We start from the raw sequence: 16856 nt of genomic DNA on the forward strand, positions 1-16856 counted from the left end.
GCACCTCATAATTTTATCTATAACAATGACTTGCCGGAACGTATGGCGCGATTAGCGGTTCCCGCAAAAGATTGCCTTAGGCGCAGATTCTGGATTGAACAAGTACGTGGACTACACGGGATCGGAGGCGGTGCCGCTCACAGTCCACGTCTGCCCCTTGGCCAGCAGGTGCGCCAGGCTGGTATCCTTGCCCGCGCTCGCGCGCTCCTTCTCGGCATGGACGGCTGCTTCGTAAGTCGGTGCCGGATCGTCGTAGATCACGCCCAGCGGCATGGGAAATTCGCCGAAAGGCAATTCCACCAGCATATGCGCGATCATCCTGTTGGTGGCATCGTGCACCTGCACACCGGCAGCCTGCCAGTCGCCATCGGCCACGTCGACCACCTCGAAGGCGAAGGCCTGGGTGTTGAGCCTCAGCCCCTTTACGCCGCCCGTCTTCTCGCTGCCGAACAACATCGGCTCGCCGTGCGCCAGCCAGAGCTGCTGCTGTTCTGCGCCTTTCGGCTTCGCGAAGTCGTCGAACACGTCCTTGTTGTAAACGATGCAGTTCTGGAAGATCTCGATGAAGGCCGCGCCCTGGTGAGCATGGGCCGCAGTCAGCACGTCGGGCAGGTTCTTGGACACATCGATCCCGCGTCCAACGAAGCGGGCACCGCTGCCCAGCGCAAAGGCGCAAGGGTTGGCGGGGTGATCGACAGAACCCAGCGGGGTCGACGGCGTGCGCGTGTGCTCGCGACTGGTGGGCGAGTACTGGCCCTTGGTGAGACCATAAATCTCGTTGTTGAACAGCATGATCTGCATGTTCACGTTGCGGCGCAGCACGTGCATCATGTGATTGCCGCCGATGGACAGGCCGTCGCCGTCACCGGTCACCAGCCACACGTCGAGGTCGGGATTGGCCAGCTTGATGCCAGTGGCAAAGGCCGGGGCGCGGCCATGGATGGTGTGGAAACCATAGCTTTCCATGTAATAGGGAAAGCGGCTGGAGCAGCCGATGCCGGACACGAACACGGTGTTCTTCGGATCGGCGCCGAGCTGCGGCAGCGTGCGCTGCACGGCCTTGAGGATGGCATAGTCCCCGCAGCCCGGGCACCAGCGCACTTCCTGGTCGGTTTCCCAGTCCTTCAGCGTGGTTTCGATCTTGCTCATTTCGTTCATTGCTCGACTCCCACGGGGTTGGGAAGCTGGTCGTCATTGGTGCGGATGCGGCCGCCACATTTCTCGTCGAGGCAGCGTCCGATAGCTTCTTCCAGTTCGGCGATCTGGAACGGCTGGCCGCTTGTCTTGGTCAGGCTTTCCGCGTCGATCAGGTACTGGTCGCGCAGCAGGGTCTTGAACTGGCCGGTGTTCATTTCCGGCATCAGCACGTGCTTGAAGCCGGAAAGCAACTCGCCAAGGTTCTTCGGCAGCGGCCAGATGTGGCGCACATGGACGTGGGAGACTTTCGCGCCCTTCTCGATCCAGCGGTTCACGGCCTGCTTGATCGGGCCATAGGTGCTGCCCCAGCCCACGACGACCAGATCACCGGTGTCTTCGCCCCACGACACTTCCTGATCGGGCACGTCGATGCCCGCAATCTTGTCGCGGCGCAGTTCGGTCATGCGCTGGTGGTTGGCGGGGGAATAGTCGATATTGCCGGTGGTCTCGTGCTTCTCGATACCACCCACCCGGTGCATCAGGCCGGGCGTGCCGGGCTTCACCCACGGGCGTGCGCCCTTGGCATCGCGCTTGTAGGGAAGGAATTCCTCGCCCTCGGGCAGGCCTTCCAGGAAGGTCGCGGGGAACGGCTCGTAGGCGCTGGGATCGGGCACTTTCCACGGCTCGGCGGCATTGGCGATGTAGCCATCGGTCAGCAGCATGACGGGTGTCATGTACTGCGTGGCGATGCGGCAGGCCTCGATCGCGACATCGAAAGCATCGGCCGGGCTGCGCGCGGCGATTACCGGCAGAGGCGCATCGCCGTTGCGACCGTAGACGGCCTGGTAGAGATCGCTCTGCTCGGTCTTCGTCGGCAGACCAGTGGAGGGGCCGCCACGCTGGCTGTTCACGATCACCAGCGGCAGTTCCACCATGATACCAAGGCCCATGGCCTCGGTCTTCAGGGCAATGCCGGGGCCGGATGAACTGGTGACACCCAGCTGCCCGGCGTAGCTTGCGCCGATGGCGGCGCAGATCGCGGCAATCTCGTCTTCCGCCTGGAAGGTGGTGACGTCGAACTCCTTGAGCCGCGCGAGGTGGTGCAGGATCGCCGATGCCGGGGTAATCGGGTAACCGCCGAAGAACATCGGCAGCTCTGCCAGCTGTGCGCCGGCGACGAGACCGAGCGATACGCTCTCCGCACCGGTGATGGTGCGGTAGAGGCCCGGCTCCACCGGACGTGCTGGCATGTGCACCTGCTTCAGCGGACCGGAAAGCTCCGCCGTCTCGCCATAGGCATGGCCAGCATCGAGCGCGGCGATGTTCGCATCGGCAATATCGGGCTTTTTCTTGAACTTGTCCTTCAGCCACTCGTGCAGCGGCTCTCGCGGACGATCGAACATCCACAGGGCAAGGCCCAGCGTCCACATGTTCTTGGACCTGAGCGCGTCCTTGTTGCCGAGGCCGAAGGGCTTCACCGCCTCGATCGTGCGCTCCGAAATGTCGAAAGCCAGCAGGTCGAACTTGGCGAGGCTGCCATCTTCCAGCGGGTTTGCGTCGTAATGCGCCTTTTCCAGGTTTCGCTTCGTGAAGGCGCCGCTGTCCGCGATGATGAGTCCGCCCGGCTTCAACGAAGCAAGGTTCACCTTCAGCGCCGCGGGGTTCATCGCCACCAGCACATCGGGCGCGTCGCCAGCGGTGTTGATCTGGCGGCTGCCGAAATTGATCTGGAACGCTGACACGCCGAACAGCGTGCCTTGCGGCGCGCGGATTTCGGCGGGGAAATCGGGGAAAGTCGCCAGGTCGTTGCCCGCCAGCGCGGTGGACAGGGTGAACTGTCCGCCCGTCAGTTGCATCCCGTCGCCGCTGTCGCCAGCGAAACGGACAACCATCGAGTCCTGAACCTGAGTGTCGGGCTGTGCTTCAGCCGTCTGTGTTGCCATTGTATGTTCTTCCTGCCGCGTCGAGGCTTGTGGCCCCAGCGTATGCGGGCGACCTAGGTTCCTACCGCTGCCAAGACAATCAAGTTTTTCTGTTTCGGCGGCAATAGCTGGCATTCCCCTCTCCACCATCCTAGATCGTTCGCCATGACCAGACCGGACAAGCTGCAATACCGCCCGTGCGTGGGCACCATGATGATCAATTCCCGTGGTGAGGCCTTTGTCGGCAAGCGGATCGACAACAAGGAAGGCGACTGGTGGCAGATGCCGCAGGGCGGCGTCGACGATGGCGAGGACCTGGACGAAGCCATGTTCCGTGAACTTGGCGAGGAGACGGGCGTCACCACCCGCCACCTGCAGATCGTCCACCGGCTGGAGGAAGAGCTCTATTACGACCTGCCGCCAGAACTGCACGGCAAGCTATGGGGCGGCAAGTACAAGGGGCAGCGCCAGGCGTGGTACCTGGTGCGCTTCACCGGCGAGGATAGCGACATCGATCTCGAGGCTTTCAAGCACCCCGAGTTCTGCGAATGGAAATGGGTCGATCCGGACCTGCTGCCGGAGCTGATCGTGCCGTTCAAGCGCGGAGTTTACGAGACCGTGGTGACCGGCTTCAAGCCGCACCTGTAGGCACGACGCCGCTCAGTTCTGCGCGACGTCGTCTTCCACGGAAATCGCTTCGGCAGTCATTACGGGCGGGCCACGATCAATAGCGGCGGCCAGTTGCACGGTCTCCACACAGGTTTCACCGCACAGGGTTTCGAGCCGTGACAGGTTCTCGCGCGCGGCGCTGAGCGCGCCTTTTTCCACCAGGGCCTCACCCTCGCCGGTGATGGCGGCCAGGTTTTCCGGATCGCGCTCCTGCGCTTCGCGGTAGAAGTGGATCGCCTTGCCCTGCAAGCCCTCGACACGCGCGGCACCGGCCAGCGCCAGATAGACATCGGTATAGCCGGGATCGACCGCCAGCGCCGCCTCGAACGCGTCGATGGCGGTCTGCGTCTCGCCCATTTCCAGCGCCGTCTGGCCCTGTGCCACCAGCGCCTCTGCCCGTGGATCGGCCTGGTAGTCTCCGGCTTGTCCTATGCTGGCCTGCAGGGCGAGCACGAGAGACAGGGCGGCGGCTACGGGTGCGAAACGCATGGCGTACTCCTTGAGCATGGACGGGTAAGAATGTGTTTTTGCGTCCATGGCCCCCGTTATCACGCCTTAGTTATACGTGCGATGAAAAATCCGTCGGTCCCGTCGCGCGCCGGGGAGAGGCGCGTTCCGGCGCCGCGCGGCGTTCCCAGCGGCAGGTCCGGCAGGTCCGCCCGCCAGCCAGGATTGGCTTTCAGGAAAGCATCGACCTGCCCTGCCCCTTCCTCGTCCAGCAGCGAACAGGTGACATAGGTCAGGCTGCCGCCCGGCTTCACCAGCTGCGCGGCAACCTCCAGCAGTCGCGCCTGCAGGGCGGTGAGGCGCCCCAACTCGGCCTCGGACAGACGCCAGCGCGCCTCCGGATTGCGCCGCCAGGTGCCGGTGCCCGAGCATGGGGCATCCACCAGCACCCGGTCCGCCTCGCCCAGCCATTCCTGCAGGGCATCCAGCTCCTTGCCGGGGTCGAGCAGCACTTCGCGCGCGATCTGTGCCCCGGCGCGTTCGGCGCGGGGGGCCATCTGCGACAGGCGTCGGCGGTCCGTATCGGCAGCGACCAGCGTCCCCTCGTTGCTCATCGCGGCAGCGAGCGCGAGGGTCTTGCCCCCTGCCCCCGCGCACAGGTCTATCACTGTCTCTCCCGGCTGCGCGCCCACGGCAGAGCACGCGAGCTGGCTGCCGAGGTCCTGCACCTCGATCACGCCGGTGTCGTAAGCTTCCCACGCATTCACCTGCGTGCCCGAAGGGAACCGGACGGCCCCCGGCAAGGCGAGCGTCTCGCCCTCCTCCGGCAGGTCGGGCACGCCTGCTGCAACCTTCAGCCGGTTGATCCGCATGTCGAGCGGCGCGCGCGACAGCAGCGCCTCCGCCTCGTCCTGCCCCACGCCCGAGGCGATCAGGCGGTTCTCCAGCCATTCGGGAGCAATGCCGCCCTCGGCTGGTTTCTCGTTCCTGCCGATTGCCGGCGGGCCGTAGCCTTCGCCGGTGAACAGGGCGCGCAGTTCGGGCTGCTCTTCCACCAGTCCCAGCATGGCGCGTCGACCCGTGGCAGGCATCGGACCGCAGGCGCGGATCGCGTCATACACGTGCTCGCGGATGGCGCGCTTGTCCTTCGAACCGGCGAAGCGATGGCCCCTGAACCAGTCGGCCACCAGCCGGTCTGCCGGGGGGCCATTGTCGCGCGCGGCGGCAATCACCTGGTCGAGGATCTCGATCGCTGCCTGAATACGGGCCGAAGGGGTCATTGGCTTACCATCCTGGAACGCATACCGCCCCCATTTGAAAAACGTGAATCAGCTTCTTTTCCCTTGCAAGACAAGCGCTTGCGAGAGAATTGCGTGTTGGACTTGTGACCTTTGCGCAAAACGGTGCGGTCGGGACGAGAAGATGTGTCATGCCGGGCAAGCTAGGCCCGACGGCAACGGTAGGAAACCTGCCCGCCTGACACCTCACCGCGTCGGGTAGTTCGGTGCCTCTCGCGTGATGCTTACGTCGTGCACGTGGCTTTCGCTCAAGCCCGCATTGGTGATACGCACGAACTCGGCGTTCTTCTGCAGGTCCTTGATCGTGGCGCTGCCGGTGTAACCCATCGCCGCCTTGATGCCGCCTACCAGCTGGTGGATGATGTCGCGCGCCGGGCCCTTGTAGGGAACCTGTCCCTCGATGCCTTCGGGCACCAGCTTCATCTGATCCTTGATGTCCTGCTGGAAATAGCGGTCCGCACTGCCGCGCGCCATGGCGCTGACGCTGCCCATGCCGCGATAGGCCTTGTAGCTGCGGCCCTGGTAAAGGAAGGTCTCGCCCGGAGCCTCCTCCGTGCCGGCCAGCAGGCTGCCGACCATCACCGTGCTCGCGCCCGCTGCCAGTGCCTTGGCCGCATCGCCGCTGGTGCGCAGGCCCCCATCGGCAATTACCGGCACATCGCCCGCCGCGCCCGCGGCATCCATGATGGCGGTAAGCTGCGGCACGCCGACACCGGCGACAATGCGCGTGGTGCAGATGGAGCCGGGGCCGATACCCACCTTCACCGCATCCGCGCCCGCGCCGATCAGCGCCTTCGCCGCCTCTGCCGTGGCGATGTTGCCCGCGATCACCTGCACCGAGTTGGAGAGCTTCTTCACCCGGTCCACCGCTTCGCCAACGGCCTTGTTGTGGCCGTGGGCGGTGTCGATGATGATGACGTCGCACTCGGCATCCACCAGCGCCTCGGTCCGCTCGAACCCCTTGTCGCCCACGGTCGTCGCCGCAGCCACGCGCAGGCGGCCGCCGGTATCCTTGGTGGCATCGGGGTGCAGCACGGCTTTCTCGATATCCTTGACGGTAATCAGGCCGACGCAGTGATAGTTGTCGTCCACCACCAGCAGCTTCTCGATGCGGCGCTGGTGCAGGATCTTGCGCGCTTCCTGCTGGGTGACCTGTTCGCTGACGGTGGCGAGGTTCTCGCTCGTCATCAATTCCTTCACCGGCTGGCCGGGGTTGTCGGCGAAGCGCACGTCGCGGTTGGTGAGGATGCCCACCAGCTTGCCATCGGGCGCAACCACCGGGATGCCGCTGATCCGGTGCTTGTCCATCAGCGTTTGCGCATCGCCCAGCGTCGCATCGGGCGTGATGGTGATGGGGTTCACCACCATGCCGCTTTCGAAACGCTTCACCCGGCGCACCGCATCGCACTGCTCGTCGATCGTCAGATTGCGGTGGAGCACGCCCAGCCCGCCCAGCTGCGCCAGCACGATGGCCATCTCGGCTTCCGTCACCGTGTCCATCGCGGACGAGATGATCGGGATGTTGAGCCCGATTTCCTTCGTCAGCTGCGTCTTGGTGCTGGCCTGCGAGGGGAGGATGTTGCTTTCGGCCGGCTGTAGCAGCACGTCATCGAAAGTAAGGCCGGTGCGGATTTCCATTGGGGATGCCACTTCTGTGTCTCGGGTGATTCGTGGCGGCCCATGTAAACGCACCGTCTGGCATTTGGTAGGGGGTGGAGTGGGAAAAGCGGATCGACCAGCCACTCCCTACCGTCATCCCAGCGGGCGCTCACTCAAAGTTTTCGAACAAGTTCTTCAGAACCCTTGCGGAAGCAGTACAGCGGCAAGTCGATATGAATGAGGACCGACGAATTGTTCTCAAACGCTACGCATTCAACATCCTTGCCATACACGACCCTTGCGCGGAAGTGTTCTGTTGAGGATGTCTCCTCCAGGATATTGAAATATTCAGGATAGTTCTCTTTCGCATCACGTAAGGCGAACTGAACTTGTGGATCATCGTTCGAATATTGATAACCCTGACTAGACTTATCAGCGCAAGCATTCAGCGACATCAAAGAGGCAATCGAGATTATCCAACTAAAACGCATCGACAACCATATTGACTGTCCCCCGAACGACCGCAAGCTGCTAATTGATTAGACTTCCCCTACTGCGCCGTCCAACCCCCCCATCGATCTCGTAATTCGCGCCGGTGATGTTCTGCGCCACGTCGCGGCACAGGAACGCGGCGAGCGCGCCTACGTCCTCGGGCTGGTTCTGAGTCTCGGTAATTCGTGGCGGCCGACGTAAGCGCACCGTGTGGCGTTTGGTAGGGGGCGGGGGTCTATTCTCGGAACGAGCAGCCGCGCGGCCCAATTTCCGTGGCGAAACGGCGACGAACAAGTTCGATATCGTCACCAACCTCACAGCGCACCAGCAGCCGCCGAGGCGCCTTGAAGCTTCTCGTTTCGCCGTTGTCTGTCTCGACTACGACAACAGCACTCTGACCCTCTGAACCAGGCGAATTTCTCAGCGAAATGACCGAAGCTCGCTCAGCCTCGGCTGGGCCTGTGGTGCGTAGCCAGAGCGTTCCAGCAAAGAGAGCGGCAGTTCCAAACAGGAAGATTCCTAGCGTTACGTTAGCTTTGCGGTTGCCCGGTCCGCGCACTACTGCGCCGTCCACCCACCATCGATCTCGTAATTCGCGCCGGTCATGTTCTGCGCCACGTCGCGGCACAGGAACACGGCCAGTGCGCCCACGTCCTCGGGCTGGGCGAATTTCTTGGTCGGCTGGCGTTCCAGCAGCACGTCGTTTATCACCTGCTCGCGCGTCATGCCGCGGCTTTTCATCGTGTCGGGGATCTGGCTTTCCACCAGCGGGGTCCAGACGTAGCCAGGGCTGATGCAGTTGGCGGTGATGTTCTGCTCCGCCAGTTCCAGCGCCACGGTCTTGGTCAGCCCCGCAATGCCGTGTTTCGCGGCGACGTAGGCCGCCTTGTAGGGGCTGGCCGTGGTCGAGTGCGCGCTCGCGGTGTTGATGATGCGGCCCCAGCCTGCCTTCTTCATGTGCGGCACCGCAAGGCGGCAGGTGTGGAAGGCGGCGGAGAGGTTCAACGCGATGATCGTGTTCCACTTGTCGACCGGGAATTCATCCACCGGGGCAACGTGCTGCATGCCTGCATTGTTCACCAGGATATCGATGCCGCCCGCATCCGCCATCATCTGCTCGATGGCGGCGACGTCTGTCAGGTCCGCGCCCGAATGCGTCGCGCCCAGTTCCTCGCACAGCCTGGCGATCTCGGCTTCGTCGCCAAAGCCGTTCAGCACGATCTGCGCCCCTTCGGCATGCAGGGCGCGAGCGATGGCGAGGCCGATACCCGAGGTAGAACCGGTGACGAGGGCACGCTTTCCTTCGAGGAACATTGAAGTCTCCATGTAATTCGTTTTCGCGCTAGGGTCGTAGCCATGTGGCGGCTATGGTCCAGCCATAATTGAGATATTCGGGGAGCAACCGCAGCATGAGACTCAATCCCTTCGATACCAGCAAGATCAAGGTCGGCACCACTGGCGGTCGCGGTGGCATGGGCAAGGCCGGGGGACTGGGTTGCGGCACCATCATCATCGCCGCGCTGGGCTATTTCGTGTTCGGGCTAGACCCGATGCAGACCGCCGGGACGGTGGAAGGCATGCAGCAGGGCCAGCAGCAACAGACCGCACCGCAGGGAGAAGACGAGCAGGCGATCTGTACGTCGAACGAATATGCGCAGGAAAGCTGCGCCGCCCTCACCTCGCTCAACGAAACCTGGCAGCAGCGCTTTGCAGAGGCAGGCTTTGCTGAAGAGTTTCGCGAGCCTACGCTGCGCTTTGCAACGGCGCAGCAGTTCAACACCGATTGTGGCGCGGCCTCGGTCGGCATGGGGCCGTTCTACTGCCCGGCGGACGAGACGATGTACATCGACGTCGGCTTCTACGACCAGCTGGCGCAGATGGCGGGCGACGGCGGCGATTTCGCGCGGCTTTATGTCGTGGCGCACGAATATGCCCACCACGTGCAGACCATCACCGGCATTTCCGACAAGATCCGCAGCCTCCAGTCGCAGAACCCCCGCGCACAGAACCAGCTGCAGGTGCGCATGGAACTGCACGCCGATTGCTATGCAGGCGTCTGGGCGGGCCGGAACCGCAACCTGATCGAGAGCGGCGATTTCGAGGAAGGCATGAACGCCGCCGCAGCCATTGGCGACGACACGCTGACAAGCGGGCGCGTCTCAAGCGAAAACTTCACCCACGGCACCAGCCGCCAGCGCATGGAAGCCTTGCGCCTCGGTATGGAAAGCGCCGACGACAACCGCTGCGATGCAGCTTATCTACAGGCGTAACAACACATGAAAACGGTCGCACGATTCCTCGCCCCGCCCATCCTTGCCCTGCCCATCCTTGCCCTCGCCGCCCCGGCCATGGCGCAAGACGACGTGACGGATCGCAATCCCGACGCGATGGATGTCGCCATGACTCCGCTGTCGGACCTCAACCTGACGCGCGACCCCATCCCGCCGATCCTGCTGTGGTCGCGCGAGAACCCCTACGCCAACGAGGGGCTGGGTGATTGCGAGAACATCCGCACCGGCATTGCCGACCTCGACGCGGTGCTGGGCGACGATGCCGACACGGAAACCGAGGAAGAACGCCGCCTGACCGTGACCGGCGTGGCGCAGCGGGCCGTGGGCATGTTCATCCCCTTTCGCGGTATCATCCGTGAGATTTCGGGCGCCAATGCGCACGAATACCAGTTTCGCCAGGCAATTGCCGCCGGGCTGATGCGCCGCGCCTACCTGAAGGGACTGGGCGAAGCGCGCGGCTGCCCCTATCCGGCGCGCCCGATGCCATCGGAAATGCTGGCCGCAATGCAGGCTGACGCTGCGCGGGCGGAGGAACCCGATTTCACGATCACGGTTGGCGAAGACGGGACGCAATATGTCTCGCGCCCCGTCGTTCAGCCGGTCGATTAATCAGCGTTCAGGCGCTGGTCAGCCGCACGGTGTCCAGTCGATCCTCGTCGCATTCCTCGTCGGTTTCGTAGGAGATCGACGCCGGCTCCACGCGCACCTGCACCGGTGAGACCATCCGGCCCTGCCAGCGCAGCGCCACGGCGGATGCGTCGCCGCTGTGGCTTACCTCGGTGCGCAGATCGCGCAGTTCGCGCTCGATTTCCTCGATGGCCTCGCGCATTCCGCGCTCGGCTTCGGCCCGGTCGGCGGCGGGAATATCCGGATTGCCGCGAATGGCGCTAAGGCCTGCGCGAATGCCTATGATGGCAGCTTCCAGCCCGGCTTTGGCACTGCTGTTGGCCATGCGTTCGTAACTGCTGGTATCGCACACGATCGTCGCTTTCCGACCGTCGGCTAGCTCACGTTCGATCACGCGGCGGCCCTCTGCCCCTTCGCAATCGATGCCCTCGCCAAGCTCGAGTGCCAGCGCGCGGGCGTGTTCGCTGCGTTCGCGGGCCAGTTCCGCCCGGTCCCGCGCATGGCGGGCGCGGTCCTGGCTGCGTTCGACGAGCGCCTCGATCTCCTCGCCGCGCGCTTCCAGTTCGCGCTCCAGCGCTACCATCTGCGCTTCGAACTCGGCCTCGGATGCGGGATCGCCGTTGCGAGTGATGCGATGGCGGATCACGCGGCGTTCGCCGGTATCTTCGTCGATATGTACGATCACATGTTCGCCGGAATCCATATGCTCGACAGACGGCGCTTCGGGCGCATCGGGAGCCTGCGGCGGAAGCGGCGGCTGCGGGGGAAGCGGTGCTTCCGGCGGCAGCGGCGCCTCTGGCGGTGCGGGCGGCTGCGGCATTTCGCTGGCGGCGTAGCTGATCGATGCCGTCAGCGGCAGGGCCAGCGCGGTGGTGGTGATGGCGGCGATGCCAAGGCGGCGACGGCCGGACGATATTTCGGACATGGTGAGGCTCCTCAATCGGTGGATGATCGATTTCTCGCCAAGCACCGGACAAGCCATGGGAGCAGCCAGGGCCAGGTGATGGTCGCCGGTCGCGAAACCGGCAATCACCTGGGCATAGGCCGCCCGTTCGGACCGCGCACGGCCAGCGACAACGCGCGCATCGCATGCTGCCTCCTGGTCCCTGCGCATCGCTCGCCAGCCCCACCAGGCGAGCGGATTGAACCAGTGCAAGGCCAACAGCGGCTGCGCCGCGATGTTGGCAACGAGATCGTAGCCGCGATGGTGCGCAAGCTCGTGCGCGATGGCCATGTCGCGGGCCTGTATGTCGTAATGCGCCATGAAGGCAGGAGGCAGGGCCACCACCTTGTCGGCAATACCGAAGGCGACCGGGCTGGAGACCGCCGGCGTTTCCACCAGACGCACCTTGCCCGCATCGCCCACCGGGCGCGCCTGCGCCAGCAGTTCGCGGCGCATCAGCACGTATTCGCGCACGCGCCAGCCGATGAAGATTAGCGCGCCGCCGATCCACAAGGGCAGCAGCAGGTCGGCAACGGCGATGCCCACCATCGGTGCAGTGGCGGCGGACTGGGTGGAGGTAGCAGCCTGCGCCGGATCGGAAATGATCACCATCAGTGGCTGCGCGGCGCTCTCAGCGACGGCTTCCGGTTCTGCGGGGGCCATCCATGCAGGCAGAATGATCGGCGGCATGATGAAGCGCAGAAAAGGCAGCGCCCACAGGGCATAGGCCACCTGCGGACCGCACCAGCGCGAGACCGGGCGGCGCAGCAGCAGGACCAGCGCGATCAGCAGGCTGGTGTAAATGAAGGTGTCGACCATCCAGTCGGCCCAGCCCATCTCGAGAAGATCGGTCATTTCTTCATCTCCCGCAGGAGCCGTTCGATCTCGGCGATGTCATCCTGGCTCAGCGCTTCCTCCTGCGCCAGGTGCGCCAGCAGGGGCGCGGCACGCCCACCGAACAGGCGATCGACCAGCCGCCGCGATTCGCCGCCGACGTAGGCGGAACGGGCTATCAGCGGCGTATAGAGGAAACGGCGACCGTCTGGCTGGGTAGCCAGCGCGCCTTTCTGGACAAGGCGGGACAGCAGCGTTTTGACCGTGGGCATGGACCATCCGCGATCCTTGCACACGGTCTCGCACACTTCGGCGGCGGTCTGCGGGCTGTGTTTCCACAGGGCTTCCATCACCGCGTGTTCGGCGTCGCTGATGCGCTCGCCGCCGGCTTCGCCCTGCTGGTCTTCGACTCTGGTCGTCATGTTCGTCCTCCCCGAACGATTCAAGCGATCGACTACGTTTGTAGCCACTACGATTACACCTGTAATCTGAATGGCCTGTGAATGCAAGGTGTGGCCCCGCGTTTCCCCGCCGCCGGCCCGGCCATGTCCTATTGCCTGCCTATCCCGGCCATGGCAGGGCTGGCTGCTGGCCGGGGCCACACTCGCGGGTATGGGGAAGATTTCGTGAAAGACCGTGACGATTACCGCGTGCGACGGCTTTCCGATTGCCACAAGATCGCGGACTTTCGCGAACTGGCGCGGCGGCGGCTGCCCTTTCCCGTTTTCAACTACATCGACGGCGCTGCCGATGACGAGGCCACGCGGCGGCGTAACACCGCTGCATTTGCCGATGTGGACCTGGTGCCGGACGTGCTGGTGGGCGCGGACAGGCTGGACCTTGCCACCACGATCATGGGCCGCGAAACTGCGCTGCCGCTGATGCTCAGCCCCACGGCGTTGCAGCGCATCTTTCACTGGCAGGGGGAGCGCGCGGTGGCCGCCGTCGCCGAACGGCACGGGCTCTGGTTCGGCATCTCCAGCCTCTCCACCGTCAGTATAGAGGAAGTGGGCGAGCGCTGGCGCGGCCCCAAGATGCTGCAATACTACTACCACAAGGATCGCGGCCTGAACGCGGCACTGGTGGAGCGGGCAAAGGCGGCGAAGTTCGATGCCATCGCGCTGACGGTGGACACCATCGTTTCGGGCAACCGCGAACGCTGCAAGCGCACCGGCTTCACCACCCCGCCCCGCTTCACGCCGGCCAATGTGCTCAGCTATGCCCGGCACCCGAAATGGGCGCTGAACTTCCTGTTTCGCGAGAAGTTCGACCTGCCCAACCTCTCCACCTACGTGGAAGCGGGCAGCGGCAAGGCGATCTCGATACAGGACTATTTCAACACCATGCTCGACCCCGGCCTCAACTGGCAGGCGGCGGAGCGGCTGCGCAATGACTGGGGCGGAATGTTCTGCCTGAAGGGCATCATGTCTGTTGGCGATGCGCGGCGCGCGGCGGACATGGGCGTGGATGCCATCATGGTCTCGAACCACGGCGGGCGGCAAATGGATGGCGGCCGCGCCCCGTTCGACCAGCTCGCCGAAATTGTCGATGCCGTGGGGGACCGGGTCGAAGTGATCCTAGACGGCGGCGTGACGCGGGGCAACCACGTGGTGAAGGCGCTGAGCATGGGCGCGAAGGCGGCGAGCGGCGGGCGGCTTTACCTTTATGCGCTGGCCGCTGCGGGCGAGGAAGGCGTGGAGCGTGCGGTCACGATCCTCTCCGATGAAATCCAGCGCGCCATGAAACTGATGGGCAAGACCTGCCCGGCAGAGCTTTCGCGCGACAACTTGCGCAGTCGCTGACTGGAACACCCCTGCCCCGCGCCAGTTGCAAGGGCATGAATGATGAAAGCAAGCGCAAGACCGTCCTCACCAGCCCGCAGCTCCGCCTGATCGGCAGCGTCGACGAGGCGATGTACGCCGAATTTCGCGACCAGCTGGCCAATGCGCCAAAGGAAGGTCCGCTTGTCGTCGCCATCACCACGCTGGGCGGTAACCCGGAAGTCGCCCGCACCATGGCCGACGACGTGCGCCTGTTGCGCGAACCGGGCCGCGAGATCTATTTCCTCGGCAAGTCGGCGGTCTATTCCGCCGGAGCGACCTTCATGGCCGGGTTCCCCGTCAGCCATCGTTTCATGACCAAGGATTCCAGCCTGCTGATCCACGAGCGGCAGATCGCCAAGACGATCAACCTCTCCGGCCCGCTGAAAAGCTGTATCGACCAACTGAAAGGCGCGCTGAACGAGATCGAACATTCCATCGAAATCGAGGAAGCCGGTTTCCGCGACATCGTGGAAGGCAGCAACGTTTCGTTCGAGGACGTTCGCGACCGCGCGCCGGAGAACTGGTATATCGGCTGCGAAGAGGCGAAGGACCTGGGCCTGATCGCCGAAGTGATCTGACCCGGCCCTTCGCCCGGTTTACCCGGACCGCGATCTAAGCGAGCGCGTCTTCTTCATTCCGGCCCACGGCGGACCAGTCGACCTTGCGGGTGGCGAACATCACGCCCGCCAGCGCAGCGAACAGCAGCAGCGATCCGATTACCAGTGAGTAGGTCTCCTCGTTCAGCAGCACGTAGAGCACGCTGTAGAGCCCGGCCAGCATTGCGCCGATGAAGCCTGCCCGTTTCCACGTGCCCAGAATTGCCGCGCTGTAAGCGGTCAGCAGTCCTATGATGGCGGTTGCCGCCACCAGGTAGGCGAGCGCGAAGCCGATCACCTCGGCAAAGGCCAACAACATCACGAAGAACAGCACCAATCCCGCACCTGTCAGCAGGTATTCCGCCGTCGCCACGCGGGCGCCGCCCACGATGTCGAACATCAGCAGCGCGGCAAAGGTGAAGCCGATGAACAGGAAGCCGTACTTCACCGCGCGGTCCACCTGGCTGTAAAGATCGACCGGCTCGACCAGGCCGATTGTGGCGGGGCGATCGGCGCTGGCTTCCGCCTCCCCAAACTGGCCCGGTGCGGGGCTGGCGGGCTGGTCCGTCACGGCGAGCAGGCCCTGACCCAGCGCCAGGTTGGTGATGCCGGGATAGACCGCGGTAAAGCCATCCTCTCCCGTTTCGGACTGCGATGGTTCGGGCAGGTAGCCGCCGGTGAAGCTGGGATGCGGCCATGGCGAGGTAACCCGCCACTCGGTATCGCCGCCACGCGGGACCAGCGAGATAGCGCGCGTGCCACGCAGGCCATAGCTCCAGCTGGCATCCAGCGCGCCTTCACCGTCCCAGCCGGAAACCGGCGCGGAGAAGCCCGATCCGCCGGTGGCCGCCGGGCCATTGCCCGGGCGCAGGTCCAGCGATTCGCCGTCGGCGGAAACGCTGGCACCGTCCGACAGGCCGCGCGTGTCGGAAATGCCGAAGCGCAGTTCGGCCTCGTCAAACAGCAGGTCCTCCTGCGTTATATCGAACCGGTCCAGCTCGCTGGTGAGGGCATAGCGAGCCGTGCCCTCCAACGCGCCGGAATAGACGACGCTCTGATAGATGGCGTAGCCCTTGCGATCGGGATCGAGCCGGGTGGCGATGGTCTGACGCTGCGGGGAAACGAACAGCTCACGCCGCACTTGCTGCCGCCGTTCGCGTACAACGCCGTCCACCGTCTCTGCCTGCACGACCTGGGTGAGGTAGGGGATGACCAGCAGCGGACCGGTGACGGTCTGCGGACCGCCCCACCCCTGCGCGATCTGCGCCTGCGCCTGCTCGGACCGGTTCTCCCGGTCGTACACCAGCGCATAGACCATCAGCAGCGGCACGATCAGCACCGCTGCGGCAAGGCCCGCCAGCATCAGTTTCGTTCCGGGGCTTCGTTCACGTCTCATCGCTTCGTCTCCATCCGATAATTGCGGTGAACCGTTCTCTGGTAGCGACGAACTGAATGTCTGGTGAACTCGCGCGCGCCCGCGAGGGCTCGTCTGTTGCCGCCGCACGCATGGCGTTGCAGGGTGCCCGGCATGCTGAAACGATTCGCCGTTGCCCTCGCCTTGCTCGCCGCGCCGCTGTCTGCCCAGGACGCGCCTGAAACGCCGCCAGAGCCGCAGTACGAAACCACGAACGTGGTGCTGGAAACCACCATGGGCGACATCGTGATCGCGCTGGAGACAGAGCGCGCGCCAATCACAGCGGGCAATTTCCTGCGCTACGTGGAGGAGGACCGCTTCGACGGCACGGTGTTCTACCGCGCGATGCCGCTCGACTGGGGAGACCAGCCCAACGGCCTGATCCAGGGCGGTACGCAGTGGGAACCCGACAGGGTGCTGCCGGGCATCGAGCACGAGCCAACGACGCTGACCGGCCTGAGCCACACGCGCGGCGCGTTATCGATGGCGATGGGGGAGCCGGGCACTGCCAACGGCGACTTCTCGATCATGCTGGGCGACCAGACCGGCCTGGACGCCAAGCCAGATGCCGATGACCCTGTTTGGCGCAACGGCTATGCCGTGTTCGGCTACGTCATCGACGGGATGGACGTAGTGGAAGCGATCCATGCCGCGCCGGTCGATCCGGACAAGGGCGAAGGCTGGATGAAGGGCCAGATGCTGGCAGAGCCGGTGGAAATCGTGGAAGCGCGCGTCGTTACCGAAAGCGCGCAAGCCGAATAGGG

16 protein-coding genes are annotated in these 16856 nt (G+C 64.4%); 6 read left to right on the forward strand and 10 right to left on the reverse strand.

The window, feature by feature from the left end:
* Positions 1 to 111: 111 nt before the first annotated feature.
* Together D2V07_RS01795 and D2V07_RS01800 are read right to left on the reverse strand one after the other, a co-directional pair.
* Positions 112 to 1158, reverse strand: a complete 1047-nt coding sequence (locus D2V07_RS01795) for a 2-oxoacid:ferredoxin oxidoreductase subunit beta (RefSeq protein ID WP_119584297.1) — start codon at positions 1156 to 1158, stop codon at positions 112 to 114.
* A complete protein-coding gene (locus tag D2V07_RS01800) occupies positions 1155 to 3080 on the reverse strand; it encodes a 2-oxoacid:acceptor oxidoreductase subunit alpha (protein ID WP_119584298.1) in 1926 nt (641 codons plus the stop codon). Before D2V07_RS01800 ends, D2V07_RS01795 begins: the two co-directional genes overlap by 4 nt.
* Before the next feature lie 144 nt (positions 3081 to 3224).
* Between D2V07_RS01800 and D2V07_RS01805 the strand changes: the two genes are divergently transcribed.
* Complete coding sequence (locus D2V07_RS01805) at positions 3225 to 3707, forward strand: RNA pyrophosphohydrolase (RefSeq protein ID WP_119584299.1); 483 nt, start codon at positions 3225 to 3227, stop codon at positions 3705 to 3707.
* A 12-nt stretch (positions 3708 to 3719) separates the two neighbouring features.
* On the opposite strand, the gene D2V07_RS01810 is transcribed toward D2V07_RS01805, so the two are convergent.
* From D2V07_RS01810 to D2V07_RS01835, 5 genes are all read right to left on the reverse strand, one after another.
* Positions 3720 to 4217, reverse strand: coding sequence for a tetratricopeptide repeat protein (locus tag D2V07_RS01810; protein ID WP_119584826.1), 498 nt, complete (start codon positions 4215 to 4217; stop codon positions 3720 to 3722).
* A gap of 59 nt (positions 4218 to 4276) precedes the next feature.
* A complete protein-coding gene (locus D2V07_RS01815; protein WP_119584300.1) occupies positions 4277 to 5455 on the reverse strand; it encodes an RsmB/NOP family class I SAM-dependent RNA methyltransferase in 1179 nt (392 codons plus the stop codon).
* A gap of 204 nt (positions 5456 to 5659) precedes the next feature.
* Positions 5660 to 7111 carry an IMP dehydrogenase gene (gene guaB, locus D2V07_RS01820; protein WP_119584301.1) on the reverse strand — a complete coding sequence of 484 codons (1452 nt, stop codon included), beginning with the start codon at positions 7109 to 7111 and terminating at the stop codon, positions 5660 to 5662.
* A 134-nt stretch (positions 7112 to 7245) separates the two neighbouring features.
* Positions 7246 to 7563: a hypothetical protein gene (locus D2V07_RS01825; RefSeq protein ID WP_119584302.1), complete on the reverse strand. Its 318-nt coding sequence runs from the start codon at positions 7561 to 7563 to the stop codon at positions 7246 to 7248.
* Positions 7564 to 8122: 559 nt separating this feature from the next.
* Complete coding sequence (locus D2V07_RS01835; RefSeq protein ID WP_119584828.1) at positions 8123 to 8878, reverse strand: 3-hydroxybutyrate dehydrogenase; 756 nt, start codon at positions 8876 to 8878, stop codon at positions 8123 to 8125.
* 95 nt (positions 8879 to 8973) lie between these two features.
* On the opposite strand from D2V07_RS01835, the gene ypfJ reads away from it, so the two are divergent.
* Positions 8974 to 9834 carry a KPN_02809 family neutral zinc metallopeptidase gene (gene ypfJ / locus D2V07_RS01840; RefSeq protein ID WP_119584304.1) on the forward strand — a complete coding sequence of 287 codons (861 nt, stop codon included), beginning with the start codon at positions 8974 to 8976 and terminating at the stop codon, positions 9832 to 9834.
* Positions 9835 to 9840: 6 nt separating this feature from the next.
* Positions 9841 to 10464, forward strand: a complete 624-nt coding sequence (locus D2V07_RS01845) for a hypothetical protein (RefSeq protein ID WP_199698708.1) — start codon at positions 9841 to 9843, stop codon at positions 10462 to 10464.
* Positions 10465 to 10471: 7 nt separating this feature from the next.
* Here the strand turns inward: D2V07_RS01845 and D2V07_RS01850 are convergent, their stop codons facing one another.
* Positions 10472 to 12280 (reverse strand): M56 family metallopeptidase, encoded by a 1809-nt coding sequence (locus tag D2V07_RS01850; RefSeq protein ID WP_119584305.1) that lies wholly within the window; start codon positions 12278 to 12280, stop codon positions 10472 to 10474.
* Positions 12277 to 12681 carry a BlaI/MecI/CopY family transcriptional regulator gene (locus D2V07_RS01855; protein ID WP_119584306.1) on the reverse strand — a complete coding sequence of 135 codons (405 nt, stop codon included), beginning with the start codon at positions 12679 to 12681 and terminating at the stop codon, positions 12277 to 12279. Before D2V07_RS01855 ends, D2V07_RS01850 begins: the two co-directional genes overlap by 4 nt.
* Positions 12682 to 12771: 90 nt before the next feature.
* Here D2V07_RS01855 and D2V07_RS01860 point away from each other — a divergent pair, with 90 nt between their 5' ends.
* Together D2V07_RS01860 and D2V07_RS01865 are read left to right on the forward strand one after the other, a co-directional pair.
* Positions 12772 to 14061, forward strand: coding sequence for an alpha-hydroxy acid oxidase (locus D2V07_RS01860; protein WP_233548197.1), 1290 nt, complete (start codon positions 12772 to 12774; stop codon positions 14059 to 14061).
* Positions 14062 to 14096: 35 nt separating this feature from the next.
* The gene (locus D2V07_RS01865; RefSeq protein ID WP_119584307.1) at positions 14097 to 14660 is read left to right on the forward strand and encodes an ATP-dependent Clp protease proteolytic subunit; all 564 of its coding nucleotides are present in this window, start codon (positions 14097 to 14099) and stop codon (positions 14658 to 14660) included.
* Between the two features lie 34 nt (positions 14661 to 14694).
* Here D2V07_RS01865 and creD read toward each other — a convergent pair whose 3' ends face one another.
* Entirely contained in the window at positions 14695 to 16074 is a 1380-nt protein-coding gene (gene creD, locus D2V07_RS01870) for a cell envelope integrity protein CreD (protein WP_119584308.1), read from the reverse strand.
* A gap of 132 nt (positions 16075 to 16206) precedes the next feature.
* Between creD and D2V07_RS01875 the strand changes: the two genes are divergently transcribed.
* Positions 16207 to 16854, forward strand: a complete 648-nt coding sequence (locus tag D2V07_RS01875; RefSeq protein ID WP_119584309.1) for a peptidylprolyl isomerase — start codon at positions 16207 to 16209, stop codon at positions 16852 to 16854.
* Positions 16855 to 16856: the final 2 nt, after the last annotated feature.

It is taken from the genome of Aurantiacibacter zhengii (assembly GCF_003584125.1).
GTDB classification, from domain to species: Bacteria; Pseudomonadota; Alphaproteobacteria; order Sphingomonadales; family Sphingomonadaceae; genus Alteraurantiacibacter; species Alteraurantiacibacter zhengii.

Coding starts and splice junctions, on each gene's coding strand:
- guaB (WP_119584301.1), bottom strand. CDS start 7,111: ATGGAAATCCGCACCGGCCTTACTTTCGATGACGTGCTGCTACAGCCG.
- D2V07_RS01875 (WP_119584309.1), top strand. CDS start 16,207: ATGCTGAAACGATTCGCCGTTGCCCTCGCCTTGCTCGCCGCGCCGCTG.
- D2V07_RS01800 (WP_119584298.1), bottom strand. CDS start 3,080: ATGGCAACACAGACGGCTGAAGCACAGCCCGACACTCAGGTTCAGGAC.
- D2V07_RS01795 (WP_119584297.1), bottom strand. CDS start 1,158: ATGAACGAAATGAGCAAGATCGAAACCACGCTGAAGGACTGGGAAACC.
- D2V07_RS01865 (WP_119584307.1), top strand. CDS start 14,097: ATGAATGATGAAAGCAAGCGCAAGACCGTCCTCACCAGCCCGCAGCTC.
- ypfJ (WP_119584304.1), top strand. CDS start 8,974: ATGAGACTCAATCCCTTCGATACCAGCAAGATCAAGGTCGGCACCACT.
- D2V07_RS01835 (WP_119584828.1), bottom strand. CDS start 8,878: ATGTTCCTCGAAGGAAAGCGTGCCCTCGTCACCGGTTCTACCTCGGGT.
- D2V07_RS01810 (WP_119584826.1), bottom strand. CDS start 4,217: ATGCGTTTCGCACCCGTAGCCGCCGCCCTGTCTCTCGTGCTCGCCCTG.
- D2V07_RS01805 (WP_119584299.1), top strand. CDS start 3,225: ATGACCAGACCGGACAAGCTGCAATACCGCCCGTGCGTGGGCACCATG.
- D2V07_RS01855 (WP_119584306.1), bottom strand. CDS start 12,681: ATGACGACCAGAGTCGAAGACCAGCAGGGCGAAGCCGGCGGCGAGCGC.
- D2V07_RS01815 (WP_119584300.1), bottom strand. CDS start 5,455: ATGACCCCTTCGGCCCGTATTCAGGCAGCGATCGAGATCCTCGACCAG.
- creD (WP_119584308.1), bottom strand. CDS start 16,074: ATGAGACGTGAACGAAGCCCCGGAACGAAACTGATGCTGGCGGGCCTT.
- D2V07_RS01845 (WP_199698708.1), top strand. CDS start 9,841: ATGAAAACGGTCGCACGATTCCTCGCCCCGCCCATCCTTGCCCTGCCC.
- D2V07_RS01825 (WP_119584302.1), bottom strand. CDS start 7,563: ATGCGTTTTAGTTGGATAATCTCGATTGCCTCTTTGATGTCGCTGAAT.
- D2V07_RS01850 (WP_119584305.1), bottom strand. CDS start 12,280: ATGACCGATCTTCTCGAGATGGGCTGGGCCGACTGGATGGTCGACACC.